General features: G+C 54.5%; 20 protein-coding genes. 8 read left to right on the top strand and 12 right to left on the bottom strand.

Annotated elements, in window-relative coordinates; genetic code table 11:
• Positions 1-166 precede the first annotated feature (166 nt).
• Positions 167-2,764, top strand: a complete 2,598-nt coding sequence (acnB, locus tag ACN9MQ_RS03660) for a bifunctional aconitate hydratase 2/2-methylisocitrate dehydratase (RefSeq protein WP_020882592.1) — start codon at positions 167-169, stop codon at positions 2,762-2,764.
• A 188-nt stretch (positions 2,765-2,952) separates the two neighbouring features.
• Positions 2,953-3,315 carry a protein YacL gene (yacL, locus tag ACN9MQ_RS03665; protein ID WP_047743436.1) on the top strand — a complete coding sequence of 121 codons (363 nt, stop codon included), beginning with the start codon at positions 2,953-2,955 and terminating at the stop codon, positions 3,313-3,315.
• Between the two features lie 31 nt (positions 3,316-3,346).
• On the opposite strand, the gene speD is transcribed toward yacL, so the two are convergent.
• The 3 genes from speD to ACN9MQ_RS03680 form a co-directional block, all read right to left on the bottom strand.
• Positions 3,347-4,141, bottom strand: coding sequence for an adenosylmethionine decarboxylase (speD, locus tag ACN9MQ_RS03670; RefSeq protein ID WP_426021224.1), 795 nt, complete (start codon positions 4,139-4,141; stop codon positions 3,347-3,349).
• Positions 4,142-5,011 carry a polyamine aminopropyltransferase gene (gene speE / locus ACN9MQ_RS03675; RefSeq protein WP_014168661.1) on the bottom strand — a complete coding sequence of 290 codons (870 nt, stop codon included), beginning with the start codon at positions 5,009-5,011 and terminating at the stop codon, positions 4,142-4,144.
• Positions 5,012-5,127: 116 nt separating this feature from the next.
• Positions 5,128-5,475, bottom strand: a complete 348-nt coding sequence (locus ACN9MQ_RS03680; protein WP_014882582.1) for a YacC family pilotin-like protein — start codon at positions 5,473-5,475, stop codon at positions 5,128-5,130.
• 145 nt (positions 5,476-5,620) lie between these two features.
• On the opposite strand from ACN9MQ_RS03680, the gene cueO reads away from it, so the two are divergent.
• Positions 5,621-7,180 (top strand): multicopper oxidase CueO, encoded by a 1,560-nt coding sequence (gene cueO / locus ACN9MQ_RS03685; RefSeq protein WP_032679633.1) that lies wholly within the window; start codon positions 5,621-5,623, stop codon positions 7,178-7,180.
• A gap of 96 nt (positions 7,181-7,276) precedes the next feature.
• Here cueO and ACN9MQ_RS03690 read toward each other — a convergent pair whose 3' ends face one another.
• Positions 7,277-9,667, bottom strand: coding sequence for a glucose/quinate/shikimate family membrane-bound PQQ-dependent dehydrogenase (locus ACN9MQ_RS03690; RefSeq protein ID WP_426021223.1), 2,391 nt, complete (start codon positions 9,665-9,667; stop codon positions 7,277-7,279).
• 207 nt (positions 9,668-9,874) lie between these two features.
• Here ACN9MQ_RS03690 and hpt point away from each other — a divergent pair, with 207 nt between their 5' ends.
• Positions 9,875-10,411 carry a hypoxanthine phosphoribosyltransferase gene (gene hpt, locus ACN9MQ_RS03695; RefSeq protein WP_025205381.1) on the top strand — a complete coding sequence of 179 codons (537 nt, stop codon included), beginning with the start codon at positions 9,875-9,877 and terminating at the stop codon, positions 10,409-10,411.
• Between the two features lie 101 nt (positions 10,412-10,512).
• On the opposite strand, the gene can is transcribed toward hpt, so the two are convergent.
• Entirely contained in the window at positions 10,513-11,175 is a 663-nt protein-coding gene (gene can / locus ACN9MQ_RS03700) for a carbonate dehydratase (RefSeq protein WP_020882596.1), read from the bottom strand.
• Between the two features lie 107 nt (positions 11,176-11,282).
• Between can and ACN9MQ_RS03705 the strand changes: the two genes are divergently transcribed.
• The 4 genes from ACN9MQ_RS03705 (at position 11,283) to ACN9MQ_RS03720 (ending at position 14,833) form a co-directional block, all read left to right on the top strand.
• Positions 11,283-12,209, top strand: coding sequence for an ABC transporter ATP-binding protein (locus ACN9MQ_RS03705; protein WP_014168668.1), 927 nt, complete (start codon positions 11,283-11,285; stop codon positions 12,207-12,209).
• Positions 12,206-12,976: an ABC transporter permease gene (locus ACN9MQ_RS03710; protein WP_014168669.1), complete on the top strand. Its 771-nt coding sequence runs from the start codon at positions 12,206-12,208 to the stop codon at positions 12,974-12,976. Before ACN9MQ_RS03705 ends, ACN9MQ_RS03710 begins: the two co-directional genes overlap by 4 nt.
• A 105-nt stretch (positions 12,977-13,081) precedes the next feature.
• Positions 13,082-13,522: a PTS sugar transporter subunit IIA gene (locus ACN9MQ_RS03715; RefSeq protein WP_025205377.1), complete on the top strand. Its 441-nt coding sequence runs from the start codon at positions 13,082-13,084 to the stop codon at positions 13,520-13,522.
• 63 nt (positions 13,523-13,585) lie between these two features.
• Positions 13,586-14,833, top strand: coding sequence for a polysaccharide deacetylase family protein (locus ACN9MQ_RS03720; protein WP_014168671.1), 1,248 nt, complete (start codon positions 13,586-13,588; stop codon positions 14,831-14,833).
• A gap of 40 nt (positions 14,834-14,873) precedes the next feature.
• Here the strand turns inward: ACN9MQ_RS03720 and panD are convergent, their stop codons facing one another.
• The 7 genes from panD to dksA form a co-directional block, all read right to left on the bottom strand.
• A complete protein-coding gene (gene panD / locus ACN9MQ_RS03725; RefSeq protein ID WP_014168672.1) occupies positions 14,874-15,254 on the bottom strand; it encodes an aspartate 1-decarboxylase in 381 nt (126 codons plus the stop codon).
• Positions 15,255-15,311: 57 nt separating this feature from the next.
• Positions 15,312-16,163: a pantoate--beta-alanine ligase gene (gene panC, locus ACN9MQ_RS03730; RefSeq protein WP_025205376.1), complete on the bottom strand. Its 852-nt coding sequence runs from the start codon at positions 16,161-16,163 to the stop codon at positions 15,312-15,314.
• Between the two features lie 11 nt (positions 16,164-16,174).
• Positions 16,175-16,966, bottom strand: coding sequence for a 3-methyl-2-oxobutanoate hydroxymethyltransferase (gene panB, locus ACN9MQ_RS03735; protein ID WP_014168674.1), 792 nt, complete (start codon positions 16,964-16,966; stop codon positions 16,175-16,177).
• Between the two features lie 122 nt (positions 16,967-17,088).
• Positions 17,089-17,568, bottom strand: coding sequence for a 2-amino-4-hydroxy-6-hydroxymethyldihydropteridine diphosphokinase (gene folK / locus ACN9MQ_RS03740; protein WP_020882600.1), 480 nt, complete (start codon positions 17,566-17,568; stop codon positions 17,089-17,091).
• A complete protein-coding gene (gene pcnB / locus ACN9MQ_RS03745) occupies positions 17,565-18,962 on the bottom strand; it encodes a polynucleotide adenylyltransferase PcnB (RefSeq protein WP_071842211.1) in 1,398 nt (465 codons plus the stop codon). The genes folK and pcnB overlap by 4 nt, the downstream gene beginning before the upstream one ends.
• Positions 18,963-19,004: 42 nt before the next feature.
• Positions 19,005-19,895, bottom strand: coding sequence for a tRNA glutamyl-Q(34) synthetase GluQRS (gene gluQRS, locus ACN9MQ_RS03750; RefSeq protein ID WP_416436068.1), 891 nt, complete (start codon positions 19,893-19,895; stop codon positions 19,005-19,007).
• A 59-nt stretch (positions 19,896-19,954) separates the two neighbouring features.
• The gene (dksA, locus tag ACN9MQ_RS03755) at positions 19,955-20,410 is read right to left on the bottom strand and encodes an RNA polymerase-binding protein DksA (protein WP_001155232.1); all 456 of its coding nucleotides are present in this window, start codon (positions 20,408-20,410) and stop codon (positions 19,955-19,957) included.
• Positions 20,411-20,493 lie beyond the last annotated feature (83 nt).

The raw sequence follows: 20,493 nt of genomic DNA on the forward strand, positions 1-20,493 counted from the left end.
TCAGCAAATTTTTTAATGTTGCTTTTTTGTAAACGGATTAACACTGTGCAGAAATCCTGCTATGCTGCCCGACGCGGTATCGGGCATTTACCCTACAAACTGCTGTCTCACAGGAGCGTGAAGAGAACGCCCGCCGCATATGACAATGAGAGCGAGGAGAACCGTCGTGCTAGAAGAATACCGTAAGCACGTAGCAGAACGTGCCGCCGAGGGAATTGTACCCAAACCTTTAGATGCAACCCAAATGGCCGCGCTCGTCGAGCTGCTGAAGAACCCGCCTAAGGGCGAAGAAGAATTCCTGTTAGATCTGTTGATCAACCGTGTACCGCCTGGCGTAGATGAAGCTGCCTACGTAAAAGCCGGATTCCTTGCCGCCGTCGCCAAAGGCGAAGCAACCTCCCCACTGGTTACTCCTGAAAAAGCTATTGAACTGCTCGGTACCATGCAGGGTGGCTACAACATTCATCCGCTGATTGACGCACTGGATAACGACACGCTGGCACCGATTGCCGCCAAAGCGCTCTCCTCAACGCTGCTGATGTTCGATAACTTCTACGATGTGGAAGAAAAAGCCAAAGCCGGCAACGCCTACGCGAAACAGGTTATGCAATCCTGGGCCGATGCCGAATGGTTCCTGAACCGTCCTGCACTGGCTGAAAAAATCACCGTTACCGTCTTCAAAGTGACCGGTGAAACTAACACCGATGACCTCTCTCCGGCACCGGATGCGTGGTCTCGTCCTGATATTCCTCTGCACGCGCTGGCGATGCTGAAAAACGCCCGTGAAGGTATTGAGCCGGATCAGCCGGGCAGCGTTGGCCCGATCAAACAGATCGAAGCCCTGCAGGAAAAAGGTTTCCCGCTGGCATACGTCGGTGACGTAGTGGGTACCGGTTCGTCCCGTAAGTCCGCGACCAACTCCGTACTGTGGTTTATGGGCGATGACATCCCTCATGTGCCTAACAAACGTGGCGGCGGCCTGGTGCTGGGCGGCAAAATCGCGCCTATCTTCTTCAACACCATGGAAGATGCGGGCGCACTGCCGATCGAAGTGGATGTCTCTAACCTGAATATGGGCGACGTGATTGACGTTTACCCGTTCAAAGGTGAAGTGCGCAACCACGAAACCAACGAACTGCTGGCGAGTTTTGAGCTGAAAACCGACGTGCTGATTGACGAAGTGCGTGCCGGTGGCCGTATTCCGCTGATCATCGGTCGTGGCCTGACGACCAAAGCGCGTGAAGCGCTGGGTCTGCCGCACAGCGACGTGTTCCGTCATGCGAAAGATGTGGCGGAAAGCAATCGTGGTTACTCCCTGGCGCAGAAAATGGTGGGTCGCGCCTGCGGCGTCGCCGGTGTCCGTCCTGGCGCGTACTGCGAACCGAAGATGACCTCTGTGGGGTCTCAGGACACCACTGGCCCAATGACCCGTGATGAACTGAAAGACCTGGCGTGCCTGGGCTTCTCTTCTGACCTGGTGATGCAGAGCTTCTGTCACACTGCCGCGTATCCGAAGCCGGTTGACGTGACCACGCACCACACGCTGCCTGACTTCATCATGAACCGTGGCGGTGTGTCGCTGCGTCCGGGTGACGGTGTTATTCACTCCTGGCTGAACCGTATGCTGCTGCCTGATACCGTCGGTACCGGTGGTGATTCCCACACCCGTTTCCCAATCGGTATCTCCTTCCCGGCGGGCTCGGGGCTGGTGGCGTTTGCTGCTGCGACCGGCGTGATGCCGCTGGATATGCCAGAATCGGTTCTGGTGCGCTTCAAAGGCAAAATGCAGCCGGGTATCACCCTGCGTGACCTCGTGCATGCTATCCCTCTGTATGCCATCAAACAGGGTCTGCTGACCGTTGAGAAGAAAGGGAAGAAAAACATCTTCTCTGGCCGTATTCTGGAAATTGAAGGTCTGCCGGATCTGAAAGTCGAGCAGGCATTCGAACTGACCGATGCGTCCGCGGAGCGTTCTGCTGCTGGCTGTACCATCAAGCTGAACAAAGAACCGATTATTGAGTATCTGACCTCTAACATCGTGCTGCTGAAGTGGATGATTGCAGAAGGCTACGGCGACCGTCGTACGCTGGAGCGCCGTATCCAGGGCATGGAAAAATGGCTGGCGGATCCACAGCTGCTGGAAGCCGATGCTGACGCAGAATACGCGGCAGTGATCGACATCGATCTGGCGGATATCAAAGAGCCGATCCTGTGTGCACCAAACGATCCGGACGATGCGCGTCTGCTTTCAGACGTTCAGGGCGACAAGATCGACGAAGTGTTCATCGGATCCTGTATGACCAACATCGGCCACTTCCGTGCTGCCGGTAAGCTGCTGGATACCCACAAAGGCCAGCTGCCAACGCGTCTGTGGGTGGCTCCGCCAACCCGTATGGATGCGGCTCAGCTGACCGAAGAGGGCTACTACAGCGTGTTCGGTAAGAGCGGTGCGCGTATCGAAATTCCTGGCTGTTCCCTGTGTATGGGTAACCAGGCGCGCGTGGCTGACGGTGCGACGGTGGTTTCCACCTCTACCCGTAACTTCCCGAACCGTTTAGGTACCGGTGCTAACGTCTACCTGGCCTCTGCGGAGCTGGCGGCGGTTGCGGCACTGATTGGTAAACTGCCAACGCCGGAAGAGTACCAGACCTTTGTGGCTCAGGTGGATAAGACGGCGGTAGATACCTATCGCTATCTGAACTTCGACCAGCTCTCTCAGTACACCGAGAAGGCTGACGGGGTTATCTTCCAGACGGCAGTATAAACAGCTAAACCGTCTCCGCGGAGGCGGTTTTGTGTTTGCACCCTCTCCCCTGGAGAGGGACAGGGTGGGGGCATCAGACCGCAAGGTCTTGCTCTCACCTTTTTATTTTCATTCCTCCTGCCTCCCACGCTTTTTTTCTTCCTCTCTGCTGCGATAATTAGCGTAATGGCTTTGCAGAGGAAAATACTATGGATTACGAATTTCTGCGCGACATCACCGGAGTGGTGAAAGTGCGTATGTCGATGGGCCACGAAGCGGTTGGACACTGGTTCAACGAAGAGGTGAAAGAGAATCTCGCCCTTCTGGACGAAGTTGAACAGGCGGCAAATACGGTGAAAGGCAGTGAACGCTCCTGGCAACGTGCCGGGCACGAATACACGCTGTGGATGGATGGCGAAGAGGTGATGGTGCGTGCCAACCAGCTTGAATTCTCCGGTGATGTGATGGAAGAGGGGATGAGCTACTACGATGAAGAGAGTCTGTCGCTGTGCGGCGTAGAAGACTTTTTGCAAGTCGTGACGGCGTACCGGGCGTTCATGAAACAGAAATAGCACACCGGAGCGTCCTTGCTCCCAGCGCGGCTTACATGGTCGGAATATTGCGGCCGTAGTAGATTTCGCGCATCTCTTTCCAGAGCAGGTCAGTAATGGCCTTGCGCTCTTCTTCGCTTAAATCTTCTGGTCGGGTATGGAACATGTAGTGCTTAAGGTCGAACTCCTTAAGTAACATCTTGGTATGGAAGATATTTTCCTGATACACGTTCACATCCATCATGTCATACAGCGACTTCATGTCGTCGGACATAAAGTTCTGAATGGAATTGATCTCGTGATCGATAAAGTGCTTCATGCCGTTAATGTCACGGGTAAAGCCTCGCACGCGATAATCAATCGTCACGATATCGGATTCCAGCTGGTGGATTAAATAGTTCAGCGCGTTCAGCGGGGAGATCACACCGCAGGTCGACACTTCGATATCGGCACGGAAGGTACACAGCCCGCCTTCAGGATGGCTTTCCGGGTAGGTGTGCACGCAGATGTGGCTTTTATCGAGATGGGCGACGACCACTTCCGGCAGCGGGCCCGGATGTTCTGTTTTATCGATAAGTTGAGGGTCGACCGGCTCTTCGCTGACCAGAATCGTGACGCTGGCACCCTGAGGTTCATAATCCTGACGGGCGATATTCAGGATATTCGCGCCAATAATCGAACAGGTTTCTGACAGGATCTCGGTCAGGCGGTTGGCATTGTAGAGTTCATCGATATAGGCGATGTAACCATCGCGTTCTTCCGCTGTTTTGGCATAGCAGATATCGTAAATACAAAAACTCAGGCTTTTGGTCAGGTTGTTAAAGCCATGCAGTTTAAGCTTTTTCAATTAGCTCACCCCCTTAGTGGATAATGCGTCTTGCAGGTACTGCGGTAAGGCAAACGCTGCGGTATGAACTGCCGGATTGTAGTAACGGCACGTAAGACCGGCCTGGTGGAAGCGGGCCTGAATAATTTCGGTGGAAAGATGGCGCAGTACGTCGTTATCCGTTGCCCAGGCAAAGGTCATGATCCCGCCGTAGTACGTCGGAATAGCGGCCTGATAGAAGCTGACATCGCCAAAATAGGTGCTCAGTTTGCGGTGGCTGTCGAGGGCTTCATCCTGCTGCAGGAAGCAGACGCCGTTTTGTGCCACAAAAATCCCGCCCGGCTTCAGGCAGCGCTTGCAGCCTTCGTAGAAATCGGAGGTAAACAGCGACGCGCCGGGACCGATCGGGTCGGTACAGTCGGAGATGATAACGTCGAAGGTCTGGGTCGTCTGATTAACGAAGTTAACCCCATCATCAATGACCAGACTGAAGCGCGGATCGTCATAGCTACCGGCGTTATGGTTCGGCAGGTACTGACGACAGAAAGAGACCACGCCGGCATCAATTTCCACCATCGTAATGGTTTCGATGGATTGATGGCGGGAGACTTCACGCAGCATTGCGCCATCACCACCACCGATAATCAGAACATGCTTCGCATGCCCGTGTGCCAGCAGCGGAACGTGGGTCATCATCTCGTGGTAGATAAACTCGTCGCGCTCGGTCGTTTGCACGACACCATCCAGCGCCATCACGCGGCCAAAGGCGGCATTCTCGAAGATGATCAGATCCTGGTGATCGGTTTTCTCATGATAGAGCACGTTATCAACGGCAAAGTACTGACCAAACTGGTCATGCAGTGTTTCATGCCACAACGTGTGGTCGGCCATACGCGGACTCCTCCTTTGTTAACATCCGTTACGCTCACAAAAAATGAGCGAAACATGATAGCTAACTATAACCGTGGTTGCACGGCTATAGGCTCAACAAGGGGGCGTCGGGAAGGTTATTTCACGTAGGCGAGCAGGCTGAGTGAATCGCGAGCCAGCGCTTTGCATTTTTTGGCGGTAGGGATACCAATACCGCTTAAATCGCGGTAGCTGTCTTCGCCGAGCGCCTTCATGTCGAAGCTATCGTAGTTGCTGAGATCCCATTGGTTTTGCTGGGCAAAAAAGACCAGTGCGCGACGAATCTGCCCGTTGGGCAAATTCTGGTAACCACAATCGTTTTTCAGAAAGACAAAAACTGCCGTCAGATCGGCCATATCTTCCGCTTCATTTTCACTCAGCGCGTAACTGTTCGCACACATCGCCATCAGGCTACCGAACAAAATTGTTCTGAAAAACGTCTTCATTGCTTCTACCACTGCATCACGGAAAATTAACGTTAGCATACTTGATGCCAGGCCGACGATCTTTATTATTGCCGCTTCACTTGACCTTCCGGTAAGGGGAGGGTTTATGCTCAAAAGATCGCCTGCTGGAAATAAGGAAATGAACATGCAACGCCGTGATTTTTTAAAATATTCCGTTGCGCTTGGCGTAGCCAGCGCTTTACCGCTGTGGAGCCGCGCGGCTTTTGCGGCCGACAGACCTGCCTTACCGATCCCTGATTTACTCACCGCGGATGCCCGTAGCCGCATCCAGCTTGTTGTCCAGTCCGGTAAAACGACCTTTGGCGCACACAGCGCGACAACGTGGGGTTATAACGGCAATCTTCTCGGCCCGGCACTTCAGTTACGTAAAGGGAAAGCGGTGACGGTGGATATCCATAACACGCTGGCTGAGGAGACCACGTTGCACTGGCACGGACTGGAAGTGCCGGGCGAGGTGGATGGGGGGCCGCAGGGCATCATAAAACCGGGCGGTAAGCGAAGCGTGACCTTTACCCCGGACCAGCGCGCCGCGACCTGCTGGTTCCACCCCCATCAGCATGGCAAAACGGGCCATCAGGTGGCGATGGGGCTGGCGGGGCTGGTGCTGATCGAAGATGACGAAAGCCGTTTGCTGCGCCTGCCCAAACAGTGGGGCATCGACGATGTGCCGGTCATTGTGCAGGACAAAAAATTCACCGCTGACGGGCAAATTGATTACCAGCTGGACGTCATGAGCGCGGCGGTAGGCTGGTTTGGCGACACCCTGCTGACCAACGGTGCCATTTACCCGCAGCATGCGGCACCGAAAGGCTGGCTGCGCTTACGCCTGCTCAACGGCTGTAACGCCCGCTCACTGAATTTCGCCACCAGCGATAAACGCCCTCTGTACGTGGTCGCAAGCGACGGGGGGCTGCTGCCTGAACCGGTGAAGGTGGATACGCTACCGATGCTGATGGGGGAGCGTTTTGAGGTGCTGGTGGATATCAGCGACGGCAAACCGTTTGACCTGGTCACGCTACCGGTCAGTCAGATGGGAATGGCGGTTGCACCCTTTGACAAGCCGCACCCGGTGCTGCAGATCCAGCCGCTGCAGGTCACGGCTTCGGGCATGTTGCCGGATACCCTGACCACGCTCCCGGCGCTACCTTCTCTCGAGGGCCTGACCCAACGCAAGCTGCAACTGTCCATGAACCCGATGCTCGACATGATGGGCATGCAGGCACTGATGGCGAAATATGGCAATCAGGCGATGGCGGGTATGCACCACGGAGAGATGATGGGCCATATGAATATGGACCACGGTAAAATGGGCGGCATGGGGCACGGTGGCCATGATTTCGATTTCCACAATGCCAACATGATCAACGGCAAAGCGTTTGACATGAACACGCCAATGTTTGCTGCCACAAAAGGGCAGTTTGAACGCTGGGTGATTTCAGGCGAAGGCGACATGATGCTGCATCCGTTCCATATTCACGGTACCCAGTTCCGCATCCTTTCTGAAAACGGTAACGCGCCACAGGCGCATCGCGCGGGATGGAAAGACACCGTCAGGGTTGAAGGTGGCGTCAGTGAGGTGCTGGTGAAATTTGACCACGAGGCACCGAAGGCGTTTGCCTATATGGCGCACTGCCATCTGCTGGAGCATGAAGATACGGGCATGATGCTGGGGTTCACGGTTTAATATCGTGTGGCCTGATGCCCAGACCTTGGTTCAGAGGGGATAAGCAATAAAAACGGCAACCGAAGTTGCCGTTTTTTTTACCGTTGGCGGTGTTAGTTATTTAGCGTCGTCGGGTAAAGCATAAGCCACAATGTAGTCGCCCATCTTCGTACCAAACGAACCATGACCACCCGCAGAGATGACAACGTACTGCTTGCCATTCACTTCATAGGTCATCGGCGTTGCCTGTCCACCTGCTGGCAGACGGCCTTGCCACAGTTTTTCACCGTTGGTCATGTTGTACGCGCGCAGGTAGTTATCGGCGGTTGCCGCGATGAACAGCACGTTACCGGCGGTAGAAATTGGACCACCCAGCATTGGCATACCCATATTGAACGGGACAGGAACCGGCATCGGGAACGGCATGCTGTCCTGAGGCGTACCAATACGTTTTTTCCAGACGATCTGGTTAGTTTTCAGATCCAGGCCGGAGATATAACCCCAGGCAGGCTGTTTACACGGCAGACCAAACGGCGACAGGAACGGGTTCAGCGTGACGCCGTATGGCACGCCATACTGCGGCTGAATACCCGCTTCAGTACCGCTGCCTTTAGCATCTTTAGGCTGCTCCATTGGGTTGCCTGGACCGCGTGGAATAAGCTTAGAAACAAACGGCAGGGCCATCGGGTTGGCAATCGCCACCTGACGGTTAGGGTCAACGGAGATCCCACCCCATTCGAACATGCCCAGGTTACCCGGGAAGACCAGCGTGCCCTGCTCAGAAGGTGGCGTGAAGATACCTTCATAGCGCAGCTGATGGAACATCACGCGGCACACCAGCTGGTCAAACATTGTGGCACCCCACATGTCTGCACCGCTGAGATCTTTCTTCGGACGGAAGCTCAGTTCAGAGAACGGCTGTGTTTTGGTGACATAGTCGCCTTTGGCAGCGCCCTGCGGAACGGGTTTCTCTGGTGCCGGGACAACCAGCTTACCGTTGCTGCGATCCAGCACAAAGATGTTGCCCGTTTTCGCGGGTGCATAAATCACCGGAACGGTTTTGCCGTTAACGGTAATGTCTGCCAGCGTCGGCTGGGACGGCATGTCCATATCCCACAGGTCGTGGTGAACAGTCTGGTAGCTCCAGGCCAGTTTACCGGTGGTCGCGTTCAGCGCCACGATAGAGCTGGCATAACGCTCTTGCTCAGGCGTACGGTTACCCCCCCAGATATCTGGCGTGGTGACGCCCATCGGCAGGTAGACCAGGTCCAGCTTCGCGTCATACGCCGCCGGTGCCCAGGAGTTAGGTGAGTTAAAGGTAAAGGTGTGTTCGTCCGATGGGATCGCGTTTGGATCTTTCGCGCCCGGGTCGAAGGCCCACAGCAGTTTACCGGTGTTCACGTCAAAACCACGGATAACGCCAGAGGTTTCGCGGGTGGAGAAGTTATCGGTTACCGAGCCGGCAATCACGATAGTTTTATCGGTGATGATCGGCGGTGAGGTTGGCTCATACAGACCCGGCGTGGTGTCCGGCATGTTGGTCTGCAGATTCAGGATACCTTTGTTGGCAAAGGTCTCACACAGCTTACCGGTTTCGGCATTGATCGCGAACAGGCGGCCATCGTTTACCGGCAGCATGATGCGGCGAGGACAGTCGGCAATGACTTCAGGGCTCGCATTATCAGCACTCGCTTCGTGGTAAGAGACGCCACGGCAGGTGATGTGCTGGAACGACGGGTTGGAGTTCAGCTGCGGATCGAAGTGCCATTTCTCTTTACCGGTGGCCGCGTCAAGCGCGAACAGACGCTGGTGCGCGGTGCACAGATAAAGCATGTTACCGACTTTAATCGGCGTCACTTCGTTGGTCAGTTCACCCGGATCGTTTGGCATCTTCAGGTCGCCGGTACGGAATACCCAGGCTTCCTTCAGGTTCTTAACGTTGTCCGCGTTGATCTGCTTGAGCGGGGAGTAGCGCTGACCTTCCTGATTACGGCCATAAGCTGGCCAGTCGCCATCCGCGACCTGCGAGATAGCTGCAGCTGGGGTGGATTCGGCATTCAGCGTACCGTTAATCTCCTGCGGGTCGTTAAAACCGGCCCAGGTGAGAATGCCGCCGCTGATCAGCAGGGCAACCACCAGCGCCGCAACGGCACCGCTTGAAGGAACAATCAGGCGACGCCATACGAACGGCAGGATCAGCCAGATACCAAAGAAGACCAGGATGTCACTGCGCGGCGTCAGTGCCCAGAAGTCGAAACCGACTTCCCAGACGCCCCAGATCATGGTTGCGAGGAGTAAAGCAGCATAAAGCCATAGCGCGGATTGTTTTCTACGCCACAACAGGACGGTTACGCCAAGCATAACCAGACCCGCAATAGGGTAGTACCAGGAGCCGCCAATTGCGGCCAGCCAGACGCCACCGATTAACAGATACAAGCCGCAGAAGGCGGCGAATAGCGCTGTTAATGTCACCAGTAGACGTGGCTGTTGAGTTTTTATTTCAGCCATAGAAAGTGTACTCGTCAGTTTTGTTAATTATTTGCTAGCAACTAATTATAGGTATTAACAAGTGTGATCGGAATCACAATATTTGCTTTTTATAACTCATGCGCCAGGTGTATCCATTTACTGATATAATGGCTGGCTTGCGTATCGATGCCGGAGTAACATTCATCCGCATTGAGAGATTTTCATTAAAATCATATGGTTAGTAATATGAAACATACTGTTGAAGTGATGATCCCGGAAGCCGAGATCAAAGCGCGTATCGCCGAACTGGGTCGTCAAATCACCGAACATTACAAGGACAGCGGCAGCGAAATGGTGCTGGTCGGTCTTTTACGTGGCTCTTTCATGTTCATGGCAGACCTGTGCCGTGAAGTGCAGGTGTCCCATGAGGTCGATTTTATGACCGCCTCCAGCTACGGCAGCGGCATGTCCACAACCCGTGATGTGAAAATCCTGAAAGATCTGGATGAAGATATTCGTGGCAAAGATGTGTTGATCGTTGAGGACATCATCGACTCCGGCAACACGCTCTCTAAAGTGCGCGAGATCCTGAGCCTGCGTGAGCCAAAATCCCTGGCGATCTGCACCCTGCTGGATAAACCCAGCCGCCGTGAAGTGCAGGTGCCGGTAGAGTTTGTCGGCTTCTCTATCCCTGACGAGTTCGTCGTGGGCTATGGCATTGACTACGCGCAGCGTTACCGCCATCTGCCGTATGTGGGTAAAGTGATCCTGCTCGACGAGTAAGGTTTGTGATGTGCGGTCTGTTGCCCTCTGACGAGGGGACACACAGTAAAAACGGCAACCCGGGTTGCCGTTTTGTTTTTATCTGAACCGCTTACAGGCAGCTATTTATGGTTGACGTGCTTAAGCTTCAGGTTGGCGATCCCGGAACGATAGCGCTGCTCCAGCGTTTCACGGTTGGTGGCGGTCACTTCCAGGTTACGAAGCAGACCATCGTGAATACCGTAGGCCCAGCCGTGGATCGAGACTTTTTGCCCGCGTTTCCACGCCGATTGCATGATGGTGGAATGGCCAAGGTTATAAACCTGCTCCATCACGTTCAGCTCGCAAAGGGTATCGAGACGACGCTCCTGCGGCATTTCACCCAACAGTGAGCTATGTTTGAACCAGATATCGCGGATATGCAGCAACCAGTTATCGATTAACCCGAGTTCGGTATTTTCAATCGCGGCCTGCACACCGCCGCAGCCATAGTGGCCACAAATAATGATGTGCTCGACCTCCAGAACGTCAACGGCGTACTGAACAACCGAAAGGCAGTTGAGGTCGGTATGGATCACCAGGTTGGCAACATTACGGTGCACAAACAGTTCGCCAGGCTCGAGACCTGTCAGGCGCTCTGCCGGAACGCGGCTGTCGGAACATCCAATCCAGAGAAAGCGTGGGTTTTGCGCCTGCGCGAGCTTTCCAAAAAATCCGGGGTCTTCCTCCACCAGCATTTTTGACCATAGTGCATTGTTGCTGATGAGTGTATCTATGTCGTTCATGGAGGTTAGCGACCTGTAACCGAGTGATTGCGTTGCGCTAATATAGGGTAACTCGACTTTTAATGAAACCACACAACGTGTGTCAGAACCTAAGGTAAGTTTAATTCATGGCGATTGCACTGGAGCTTGAGCAGCTCAAAAAAACCTATCCAGGCGGCGTTCAGGCGCTGCGTGGGATAGATCTCAAAGTGGAAGCGGGGGATTTCTACGCGCTTCTGGGGCCGAATGGGGCGGGGAAATCCACCACCATTGGCATTATCAGTTCGCTGGTCAACAAAACGTCCGGCCGGGTGAGCGTGTTTGGTTACGACCTGCAAAAAGATGTGGTGAATGCCAAGCGCCAGCTCGGACTGGTACCGCAGGAGTTCAACTTCAACCCGTTCGAGACAGTGCAGCAAATCGTGGTTAATCAGGCGGGTTACTACGGTGTTGAGCGCAAAGAAGCGGTGGAGCGCAGCGAAAAGTACCTCAAACAGCTCGATCTGTGGGAAAAACGCAATGAACGTGCGCGCATGTTGTCTGGCGGGATGAAGCGCCGTCTGATGATTGCCCGTGCGCTGATGCATGAGCCAAAGCTGCTGATCCTTGATGAGCCCACCGCGGGCGTGGATATCGAACTGCGTCGTTCAATGTGGGGCTTCCTGAAGGACCTCAACGACAAAGGCACGACCATTATTTTGACCACGCACTACCTTGAAGAGGCGGAGATGCTGTGTCGCAATATCGGCATCATTCAGAACGGTGAGCTGGTGGAAAACACCTCGATGAAGAGCCTGCTCGCCAAGCTAAAATCCGAAACCTTCATTCTCGACCTGGCGGCGAAAAGCCCGCTGCCGACGCTGGAAGGCTATAACTATCGTCTGGTGGATACCTCAACGCTGGAAGTGGAAGTGCTGCGCGAGCAGGGCATCAACAGCGTGTTCTCACAGCTGAGCGCGCAGGGTGTTCAGGTATTAAGTATGCGTAACAAAGCGAACCGACTGGAAGAGCTGTTTGTCTCTCTGGTGCAGGATAAACAAGGAGACAAGGCATGACGCATCTTTATTGGGTCGCGCTGAAAAGCATCTGGGCGAAAGAGATTAACCGCTTTATGCGTATCTGGGTGCAAACTCTGGTACCGCCGGTGATCACCATGACGCTCTACTTCATCATCTTCGGTAACCTCATCGGTTCCCGCATTGGTGAAATGCACGGCTTTACCTATATGCAGTTTATTGTGCCGGGCCTGATCATGATGGCGGTGATCACCAACGCCTATGCTAACGTGGCATCGTCATTCTTTAGCGCCAAGTTCCAGCGTAACATTGAAGAGCTGCTGGTCGCGCCGGTACCAACGCATGTGATCATTGCGGGTTATGTGGGCGGCGGCGTGGCGCGCGGTCTCTGCGTGGGGATTCTGGTGACGGCGATCTCCCTGTTCTTTGTGCCGTTCCAGGTGCATTCATGGCTGTTCGTGGCGCTCACGTTACTGTTGACGGCCATCTTGTTCTCGCTGGCCGGTCTGCTGAACGCGGTGTTTGCTAAAACGTTCGATGATATCAGCCTGATCCCGACCTTTGTGCTGACGCCACTGACCTATCTTGGCGGGGTGTTCTACTCCCTGACGCTGCTGCCGCCGTTCTGGCAGGCGCTGTCACACCTGAACCCGATTGTTTATATGATCAGCGGCTTCCGCTTTGGTTTCCTCGGCATTACGGATGTGCCACTGATTACCACGGTTGCGGTGCTGGTGGTGTTTATTATCGCCTTCTACCTGCTGTGCTGGTCTCTGATTCAGCGTGGACGCGGTCTGCGCAGCTAATCTCCCGCCCGGCGACATTCTGTTTGCCGGGCGCTTTTCTTTGATTGTTATCACCGTACGCTAACCTTCACTCCGCTAAACTACTTGCCTGCTAAGGAGAGAGTGATGCTGGGATGGGTGATCGCCTGCCATGATGAACAGGCGCAGGATATGCTGGATAAACTGGAGGCCAGATTTGGTCCGCTGGCGCAATGCCGTGCGGTTAACTACTGGCGTGGATTGAGCACCAACATGCTCAGCCGCATGATGTGCGATGCCCTGCATGAAACCGACACCGGTGACGGCGTCATCTTCCTGACCGATAAATCCGGCGCGGCACCTTATCGCTCTGCGGCATTGTTGAGCCACAAGCACGACAACTGTGAAGTGATATCAGGCATTAACTTTTTGCTGCTGGAATCCATGTATCCCTTCCGGGAAACCTTAAGCAGCGCTGAATTCCGTCATGCGATCGTCGACAAAAAAGTGGCCGGCGTCAGCAGCCTGTGGCATCAGCAGCAAAAAAATCCTCCCTTTGTCTTGCTCCATGATTTGTATAAGAATTAAACATTGGTATTGATGCTGCTTTTGTTACAATGGTGGCTGATTTTTCGTGTCGATTAATATTCCATGTTCATGCGCGTTGTGTTCCTTCTGTTGCTGCTGGTTTCCGGCGGCGCATCTGCCAGCCTGATCGCTCAGCAAGGGCTTCCCGCCCGATATATGCAAACCACCGAAGATGCGGCTATCTGGGCGCAAGTAGGTAACAATGTGGTCAATGTCGGCAATATCCGTGCCGGGCAGATCCTGGCCGTCGTCCCCACATCCGCTGATTACTACGAGTTTCGTTTTGGCTTCGGCACGGGCTTTATTGATAAAGAGCACCTGGAAGACGTGCAGGGCAAACAGCGCGTGGAAGACAGTCTTGGCGATTTGAATAAACCGCTGAGTAACCAGAACCTGATAACCTGGAAAGACACGCCTGTCTTTAACGCCCCCAGCAGCGGAAGCGCCCCTTTCGGCACGATGAGCGCTAACCTTCGCTACCCGATTCTGAATAAACTTAAAGACCGTCTGAACCAGACCTGGTATCAGATCCGCATCGGCAATCGTCTGGCGTGGATCAGCAGCCTGGATGCGCAGGAAGATAACGGCATCCCGGTCCTGACCTATCACCATATCCTGCGTGATGAAGAGAACACCCGTTTCCGACATACCTCCACGACCACCAGCGTGCGTGCGTTCAGCAACCAGATGACCTGGCTTCGCGATCAGGGCTATACCACGCTGACGATGGCTCAGCTTGAAGGGTATGTGCGTAACAAAATGAACCTGCCGGCGAAGTCTGTGGTGATCACCTTTGATGACGGGCTGAAGTCGGTGAGCCGCTATGCGTATCCCGTCCTCAAAGCGTATGGATTCAAGGCGACGGCGTTTATCATCTCGTCGCGTATAAAACGTCATCCGCAGAAGTGGGCGCCGAAATACCTGCAGTTTATGAGTGTCTCTGAGCTTGAGCAGATCCAGGATGTGTTTGATATCCAGTCCCATACTCACTTCTTGCATCGGGTGGACGGCAATAAACACCCGATCTTACTGAGCCGTAGCCATCACGTGATTTTGTTCGATTTCGCGCGTTCACGCCGGGCGCTGGCGCAATTTAACCCGCACGTGCTCTATCTCTCTTATCCGTTTGGCGCCTATGACGACAAAGCGGTAAAAGCGGCGAATGACGCAGGGTTCCACCTGGCGGTGACAACGGTAAAAGGCAAAGTGAAACCCGGGGACAATCCGTTCCTGCTTAAGCGACTGTATATTCTAAGGACGGATTCGCTGGAGACGATGTCGCGGCTTATCAGTAATCAGCCGCAGGGATGAGATGAGAGAAGGCTGTGAACGGTTCACAGCCTTCAGGATATCAGGCAACCTGGACCGGAATGGCTTTCGCGGTGCGTTTCATTTCGTTGTCGCCTTCAAAGTACGCCACTTTTGGCTGCCAGCGACGGGCTTCTTCGTCAGACATCATCACGAAGCTGGCGATGATAACGATATCACCGACGTCAGCACAGTGAGCGGCAGCGCCATTCACGGAGATAATTCTGGAGCCGCGTTCCGCCGCGATCGCATAGGTAGAGAAGCGCTTACCGTTATTCACGTTCCAGATATCAATGGCTTCGTTTTCAAGGATGCCCGCTGCATCAAGAAAATCCTGATCAATGGCGCAGGAGCCTTCATAGTGCAGGTCGGCCTGAGTGACTTTCACACGGTGAAGCTTACCTTGCAGCATTTTGCGAATCATTACGTTTACCTTTAATCATCATGCGTTAACCCCCCGCGAACGAGGGGAGGTAGAGAGTTATGCCAGCTCAACCACTTTATTGTCGATAAGGCGTGCCTGACCGAGCCATGCAGCCACCAGAAGCACCGCGCGCTTGCTGGTATCGGTCAGCTCAAGCAGCGTATCGGCATCACGGATTTGGATATCGTCAGCGCGGAAGCCTTTGTCGTTCAGCGCCTGTTCGGCGAGGGCAACGATCTCTTCTGCGCTCAGCTCTTTAGCCACAAGCTGTTCCGCCATGGTATTCATGACCTTGCTCAATCCCGGCGCGATTTTACGCTCATCCGCGGTAAGGTACCCGTTACGGGAACTGAGCGCCAGACCGTCTTTGGCACGCACAATCGGCACGCCCACGATCTCGATATCATAACCCATGTCGGCGACCATCTTACGGATCAACGCCAGCTGCTGGAAGTCCTTCTCACCGAAGCAGGCAACGTCGGGCTGCACCAGGTTAAACAGCTTGCTGACGATGGTTGAAACGCCGCGGAAATGGCCCGGACGGCTGGCGCCTTCCAGCATGGTTGAAATGCCCGGCACGTCCACGTAGGTCGCGTCCTCGGTCCCCTGCGGGTAGACGTCTGCAGGTGCCGGAGAGAAGACGATGTCCGCGTGGCGTTTTTTGAGTTTTTCGCAATCTTCCTGCAGGGTGCGCGGATAGCGCGCCAGGTCGTCGGCACGGTCAAATTGCATGGGGTTCACGAAGATACTGACCACCACGATATCTGCACGCGCTCTGGCTTCATCGACAAGCTTCATATGGCCGTCATGCAGGTTACCCATCGTGGGAACCAGTGCGATACGTTTACCTTCCTGACGTGCACGACGGATATGCTGGCGAAGCAGCGGCAGGGTTTCAATGATTAGCACAACAAGACTCCTTAATGGAAACTGTGTTCTTCACCCGGGTAAACACCGGATTCAACGTCGGCAATATACTGCCGCACAGCAGCACGCATGTCGCCTGCTTCTGCCAGGAAATTTTTGGCGAATTTAGGGATATGACCGCCGGTAATACCAAAGGCGTCGTGCATCACTAAAATCTGACCGTCGGTAACGTTGCCTGCGCCAATGCCAATCACCGGAATCGACAGCGCTTCGGTGATGCGTTTCGCCAGTTCAACCGGCACACACTCCAGCACCAGCAGCTGTGCGCCAGCGGCTTCCAGCGCCAGGGCATCCTCAAACAGTGTTTGTGCTGCATCACCGCGGCCCTGCACCTTATAGCCGCCAAAAATATTGACGGATTGTGGCGTCAGACCCAGATGACCGCAGACCGGCACGGCACGTTCGGTGAGCATTTTCACGGTCTCTGCAAGCCAGGCTCCGCCTTCGATTTTGACCATATTGGCCCCGGCACGCATGACGGTTGCCGCATTCTCGAACGCTTGCTCTGGGGTCGCGTAGGCCATAAAAGGCAGATCGGAAAGCAGCAGACAGGCAGGTGCTCCGCGGCGCACGGCACGGGTATGGTAGGCAATATCTTCGACCGTCACCGGCAGGGTGGAATCATGGCCTTGTACCGTCATCCCTAACGAATCTCCGACCAGCATGACAGTGATACCCTCTTCGGCAAAAAGCTTAGCGAAGCTGTAGTCATACGCAGTAATGGTGGCGAAGCGTCTCTTTTCCTGTTTGCATTTCTGCAGTAAGGAGATGGTGGTTGGTTTCATACTGTTTCCTGATAGCCCAAAAGCGAATCTTTGCGCATTCTAACAGTAACATTTGAGGGAACAATGATTTTAGGCAACCGATTAACCACAATTCCGTGAGGGTTAACCGGTAAAAACGCGGATCACCAGCGGGCAGGTTTTTCTGCGTCGAGGCTATCCAGCACTGCCTTCAGCGAGAGGCCGTCAGGGAAGGTGAGGTCAGGGGCAACGTCGAACAGCGGCCAGAGCATAAAGCCGCGATTTTTCATGTCGTAGTGCGGAACGGTGAGACGGGGGGTGTTAATCACCTCGTGGCCAAACAGCATAATGTCGAGATCGAGGGTGCGCGGCCCCCAGCGTTCGGCTTTGCGTACGCGGCCCTGCTGCAGTTCGATTCGCTGAGTATTATCCAGCAGCGTGTCGGCATTCAGCGCAGTGTCCAGCACCACGGCGGCATTCAGGTAATCAGGCTGATCCTGTGGCCCCAGCGGCGGTGTCCGGTAGAAAGAAGAGACCGCCACAATACGGCTTTGTGGGATTTCACCCAGCGCCTGAACGGCAGCATTAACCTGCTCCAGCGGAGAGGCCAGATTGCTGCCGATGGCAATGTACGCCAGGGTCATGCCGTACCTTCACGGCGCGGCGCACGTTTGCGCGGACGACGGTGGCGACGACGCGGCGTCGGTTCGTCATCGAGGTCGACGAGCATATCTTTCTGCTCTGGCGGTGCGGAAACCTGGAATTCTCCCCACCACTGCGCCAGACGCTGCAGTTCCTGGTTCCGTTCAATTTCAGCACGCAGCGACAGTAAATCGAACGCAGCGCGGAATTTAGGATGTTCCATCAGCTTCCAGGCGCGTTTACCCTGACGACGAGACATGCGCAGCTGAAGCTGCCAGATATCACGCACCAGCGTCGTAATACGTTTTGGAATGGCGAGCGTGCGGCAGGCTTCATCCAGCACGTCATTTGCGGCCAGCGCAAACGCATCGTAGTAGGCCAGACCGCTTTCCTGCGCAATTCTCTGCGCCGCTTCCAGCAGCGGATACCAGAACATCGCAGCAAACAGGAACGCCGGGTTCACACGCATATCGTTGTGAATGCGGGTATCGGTATTCTTCAGCACCTGCGCAATCATGCGTTCCATTGGGCTGTCACCGTTTTCGGTAAAGCAGCGCGTAATGGTCGGGAACAGGGGCTGGAAAAGGCTGTATTCGCGTAGCAGCTTGTAGGTTTCGTAGCCGTAACCGGCCTGCAGCAGCTTCAGCGCCTCTTCAAACAGACGGGCTGGCGGCACGTCGTTAATCAGCGTCGCCAGACGCGGTATCGGCTCTGCGGTTTCCGGGCTGATGCGCATTGAGAGTTTGGCGGCGAAACGTACGGCGCGCAGCATACGCACCGGGTCTTCACGATAACGCGTTTCCGGCGTGCCGATCAGGCGAATCAGACCCTCTTTCAGGTCCTGCATGCCGCCGACGTAATCACGGACGGTGAAATCTGCCACGCTGTAGTAAAGGCTGTTGATCGTGAAATCGCGACGCTGGGCATCTTCTTCGATAGAGCCGAAGATATTGTCCCGCAGCAGCATGCCGTTCTGGCCGCGCTGGGAGGTGGTGCGATCGGATTCGCCCGCTTCGTGGTGACCGCGGAAGGTCGCCACTTCAATAATTTCCGGCCCAAACATGACGTGAGCAAGACGAAAACGACGGCCAACAAGGCGACAGTTACGGAATAATTTGCGCACCTGCTCTGGCGTGGCGCTGGTCGTCACGTCGAAATCTTTTGGTTTTTTGCCCAGCAGTAAATCACGCACCCCACCGCCAACGAGATAGGCCTCGTAGCCTGCTTTATTCAGACGATAGAGCACCTTGAGGGCATTTTCACTGATATCTTTGCGGGAAATATTGTGCTGCTCACGTGGAATAACCGACATGCGGTTTTGCGCAATAGCGTCGTTCGCCATGCTCTCTTCGCGGCTTAGCACTTTACGGCAAAAATTAGCGACTCGGGTAAAAATAGTACACCTCGTAGTGTGTTTTGTTATGAAAAAAGCGGCTAATCATAGCTCAGCGCAACGCATTTGAGAATGCTGGATTTTTGGCACGGTCGTCAGCGTCCAGTTGGCGATCGCCATTTTCAGCAGTTCGTCAATTCGCAAATCCTGCCATTCGTTGGTTACATTCTGGTTGAGAAATCGCAGTGCGTCGATCAAAACAGGGCGCGGATCGCCGTCTGGCAGGGCGGGCGCATGATTTTGTTTTGACAGTTTAAAGCCCTGTTCATTGAGCGCCAGCGGCAGATGAATGTAATCCGGCGCGTTCCAGCCAAACTGGTGATAGAGCGATATTTGTCGCACGGTAGGTTCCACCAGGTCAGCCCCGCGCACAATTTCCGTCACGCCCTGGAAATGGTCATCAACCACTACCGCCAGGTTATAGGCGAACAGGCCGTCACGGCGGTGGATAATAAAATCTTCGCGTGCAAGACGTTCATCCGCCTGGATCTCGCCGGAGAGTAAATCAGTAAAGTGCATCACCGGGGCATGCTGCTTTATGCGCACGGCGGCCAATTCTGGGCCGTTATTGCGCGTGCGGCAGTGGCCGTCATAGACGCCACCCACGCTCTGAATACGCGCGCGGGTGCAGGTGCAGTAGTAGGAGAGCCCTTGTGCGTGGAGCCACGCCAGGCGTTCCCGGTAGGCATCATGTCGCCTTGACTGCCAGAGGACGTCACCGTCCCAGTGAAGACCGTAATGTTCCAGCTGACGCAGAATGGTATCTGCTGCACCGGGAACTTCACGCGGAGGATCAATATCTTCAATGCGGACCAGCCATTTACCGTGACGGGCGCGAGCCTGCAGGTAGCTGCCGAGGGCGGCAATTAATGAGCCGAAGTGTAATTCACCAGAAGGGGATGGCGCGAAGCGCCCAATATAGTGTGATTCAGACATATCAACAGTAACAAGGCGGGAGAAACTCCCGCCTTTGGAGTGTGTAAACAGCGCTGGTATTAACCGGCCATCTGTTTTTCGCGGATTTCTGCCAGCGTTTTACAGTCGATGCACAGATCGGCGGTTGGACGCGCTTCCAGGCGACGAATTCCGATTTCAACACCGCAGGATTCGCAGTAGCCAAAATCTTCGTCTTCGACTTTTTTCAGCGTTTTTTCGATCTTTTTGATCAGTTTGCGTTCGCGGTCACGGTTACGCAGTTCGAGGCTGAACTCTTCTTCCTGAGCGGCACGGTCTACCGGGTCCGGGAAGTTAGCAGCTTCATCCTGCATATGAGTAACGGTGCGATCGACTTCATCCCTGAGTTGATTACGCCATGCTTCAAGAATACGCTTGAAGTGCGACAGCTGGGCTTCGTTCATATACTCTTCGCCCGGCTTCTCTTGATACGGCTCCACCCCAGCGATGGCGAGAATACTCAGGGACGATGTTTTACGGTTTTGCCCTTCTTGCATGTTGCTTCTCCTTAACACGCACTATCGATCCCCGTGTTGGGGGAAAAATCAGGTCGCTATAAATAGCAGATGCTTTTCCGTAT

Origin of the sequence: Enterobacter sp. R-25 (genome assembly GCF_049913205.1) — a bacterium.
Lineage (GTDB): Bacteria > Pseudomonadota > Gammaproteobacteria > Enterobacterales > Enterobacteriaceae > Enterobacter > Enterobacter ludwigii.

What these genes read in the sequence shown, in the direction of transcription:
- dksA (WP_001155232.1), bottom strand. Translation starts at nt 20,410, where the DNA reads ATGCAAGAAGGGCAAAACCGTAAAACATCGTCCCTGAGTATTCTCGCC.
- cueO (WP_032679633.1), top strand. Translation starts at nt 5,621, where the DNA reads ATGCAACGCCGTGATTTTTTAAAATATTCCGTTGCGCTTGGCGTAGCC.
- ACN9MQ_RS03710 (WP_014168669.1), top strand. Translation starts at nt 12,206, where the DNA reads ATGACGCATCTTTATTGGGTCGCGCTGAAAAGCATCTGGGCGAAAGAG.
- gluQRS (WP_416436068.1), bottom strand. Translation starts at nt 19,895, where the DNA reads ATGTCTGAATCACACTATATTGGGCGCTTCGCGCCATCCCCTTCTGGT.
- panB (WP_014168674.1), bottom strand. Translation starts at nt 16,966, where the DNA reads ATGAAACCAACCACCATCTCCTTACTGCAGAAATGCAAACAGGAAAAG.
- can (WP_020882596.1), bottom strand. Translation starts at nt 11,175, where the DNA reads ATGAACGACATAGATACACTCATCAGCAACAATGCACTATGGTCAAAA.
- folK (WP_020882600.1), bottom strand. Translation starts at nt 17,568, where the DNA reads ATGACCCTGGCGTACATTGCCATCGGCAGCAATCTGGCCTCTCCGCTG.
- ACN9MQ_RS03715 (WP_025205377.1), top strand. Translation starts at nt 13,082, where the DNA reads ATGCTGGGATGGGTGATCGCCTGCCATGATGAACAGGCGCAGGATATG.
- ACN9MQ_RS03705 (WP_014168668.1), top strand. Translation starts at nt 11,283, where the DNA reads ATGGCGATTGCACTGGAGCTTGAGCAGCTCAAAAAAACCTATCCAGGC.
- panD (WP_014168672.1), bottom strand. Translation starts at nt 15,254, where the DNA reads ATGATTCGCAAAATGCTGCAAGGTAAGCTTCACCGTGTGAAAGTCACT.
- ACN9MQ_RS03690 (WP_426021223.1), bottom strand. Translation starts at nt 9,667, where the DNA reads ATGGCTGAAATAAAAACTCAACAGCCACGTCTACTGGTGACATTAACA.
- speE (WP_014168661.1), bottom strand. Translation starts at nt 5,011, where the DNA reads ATGGCCGACCACACGTTGTGGCATGAAACACTGCATGACCAGTTTGGT.
- yacL (WP_047743436.1), top strand. Translation starts at nt 2,953, where the DNA reads ATGGATTACGAATTTCTGCGCGACATCACCGGAGTGGTGAAAGTGCGT.
- hpt (WP_025205381.1), top strand. Translation starts at nt 9,875, where the DNA reads ATGAAACATACTGTTGAAGTGATGATCCCGGAAGCCGAGATCAAAGCG.
- ACN9MQ_RS03680 (WP_014882582.1), bottom strand. Translation starts at nt 5,475, where the DNA reads ATGAAGACGTTTTTCAGAACAATTTTGTTCGGTAGCCTGATGGCGATG.
- ACN9MQ_RS03720 (WP_014168671.1), top strand. Translation starts at nt 13,586, where the DNA reads ATGTTCATGCGCGTTGTGTTCCTTCTGTTGCTGCTGGTTTCCGGCGGC.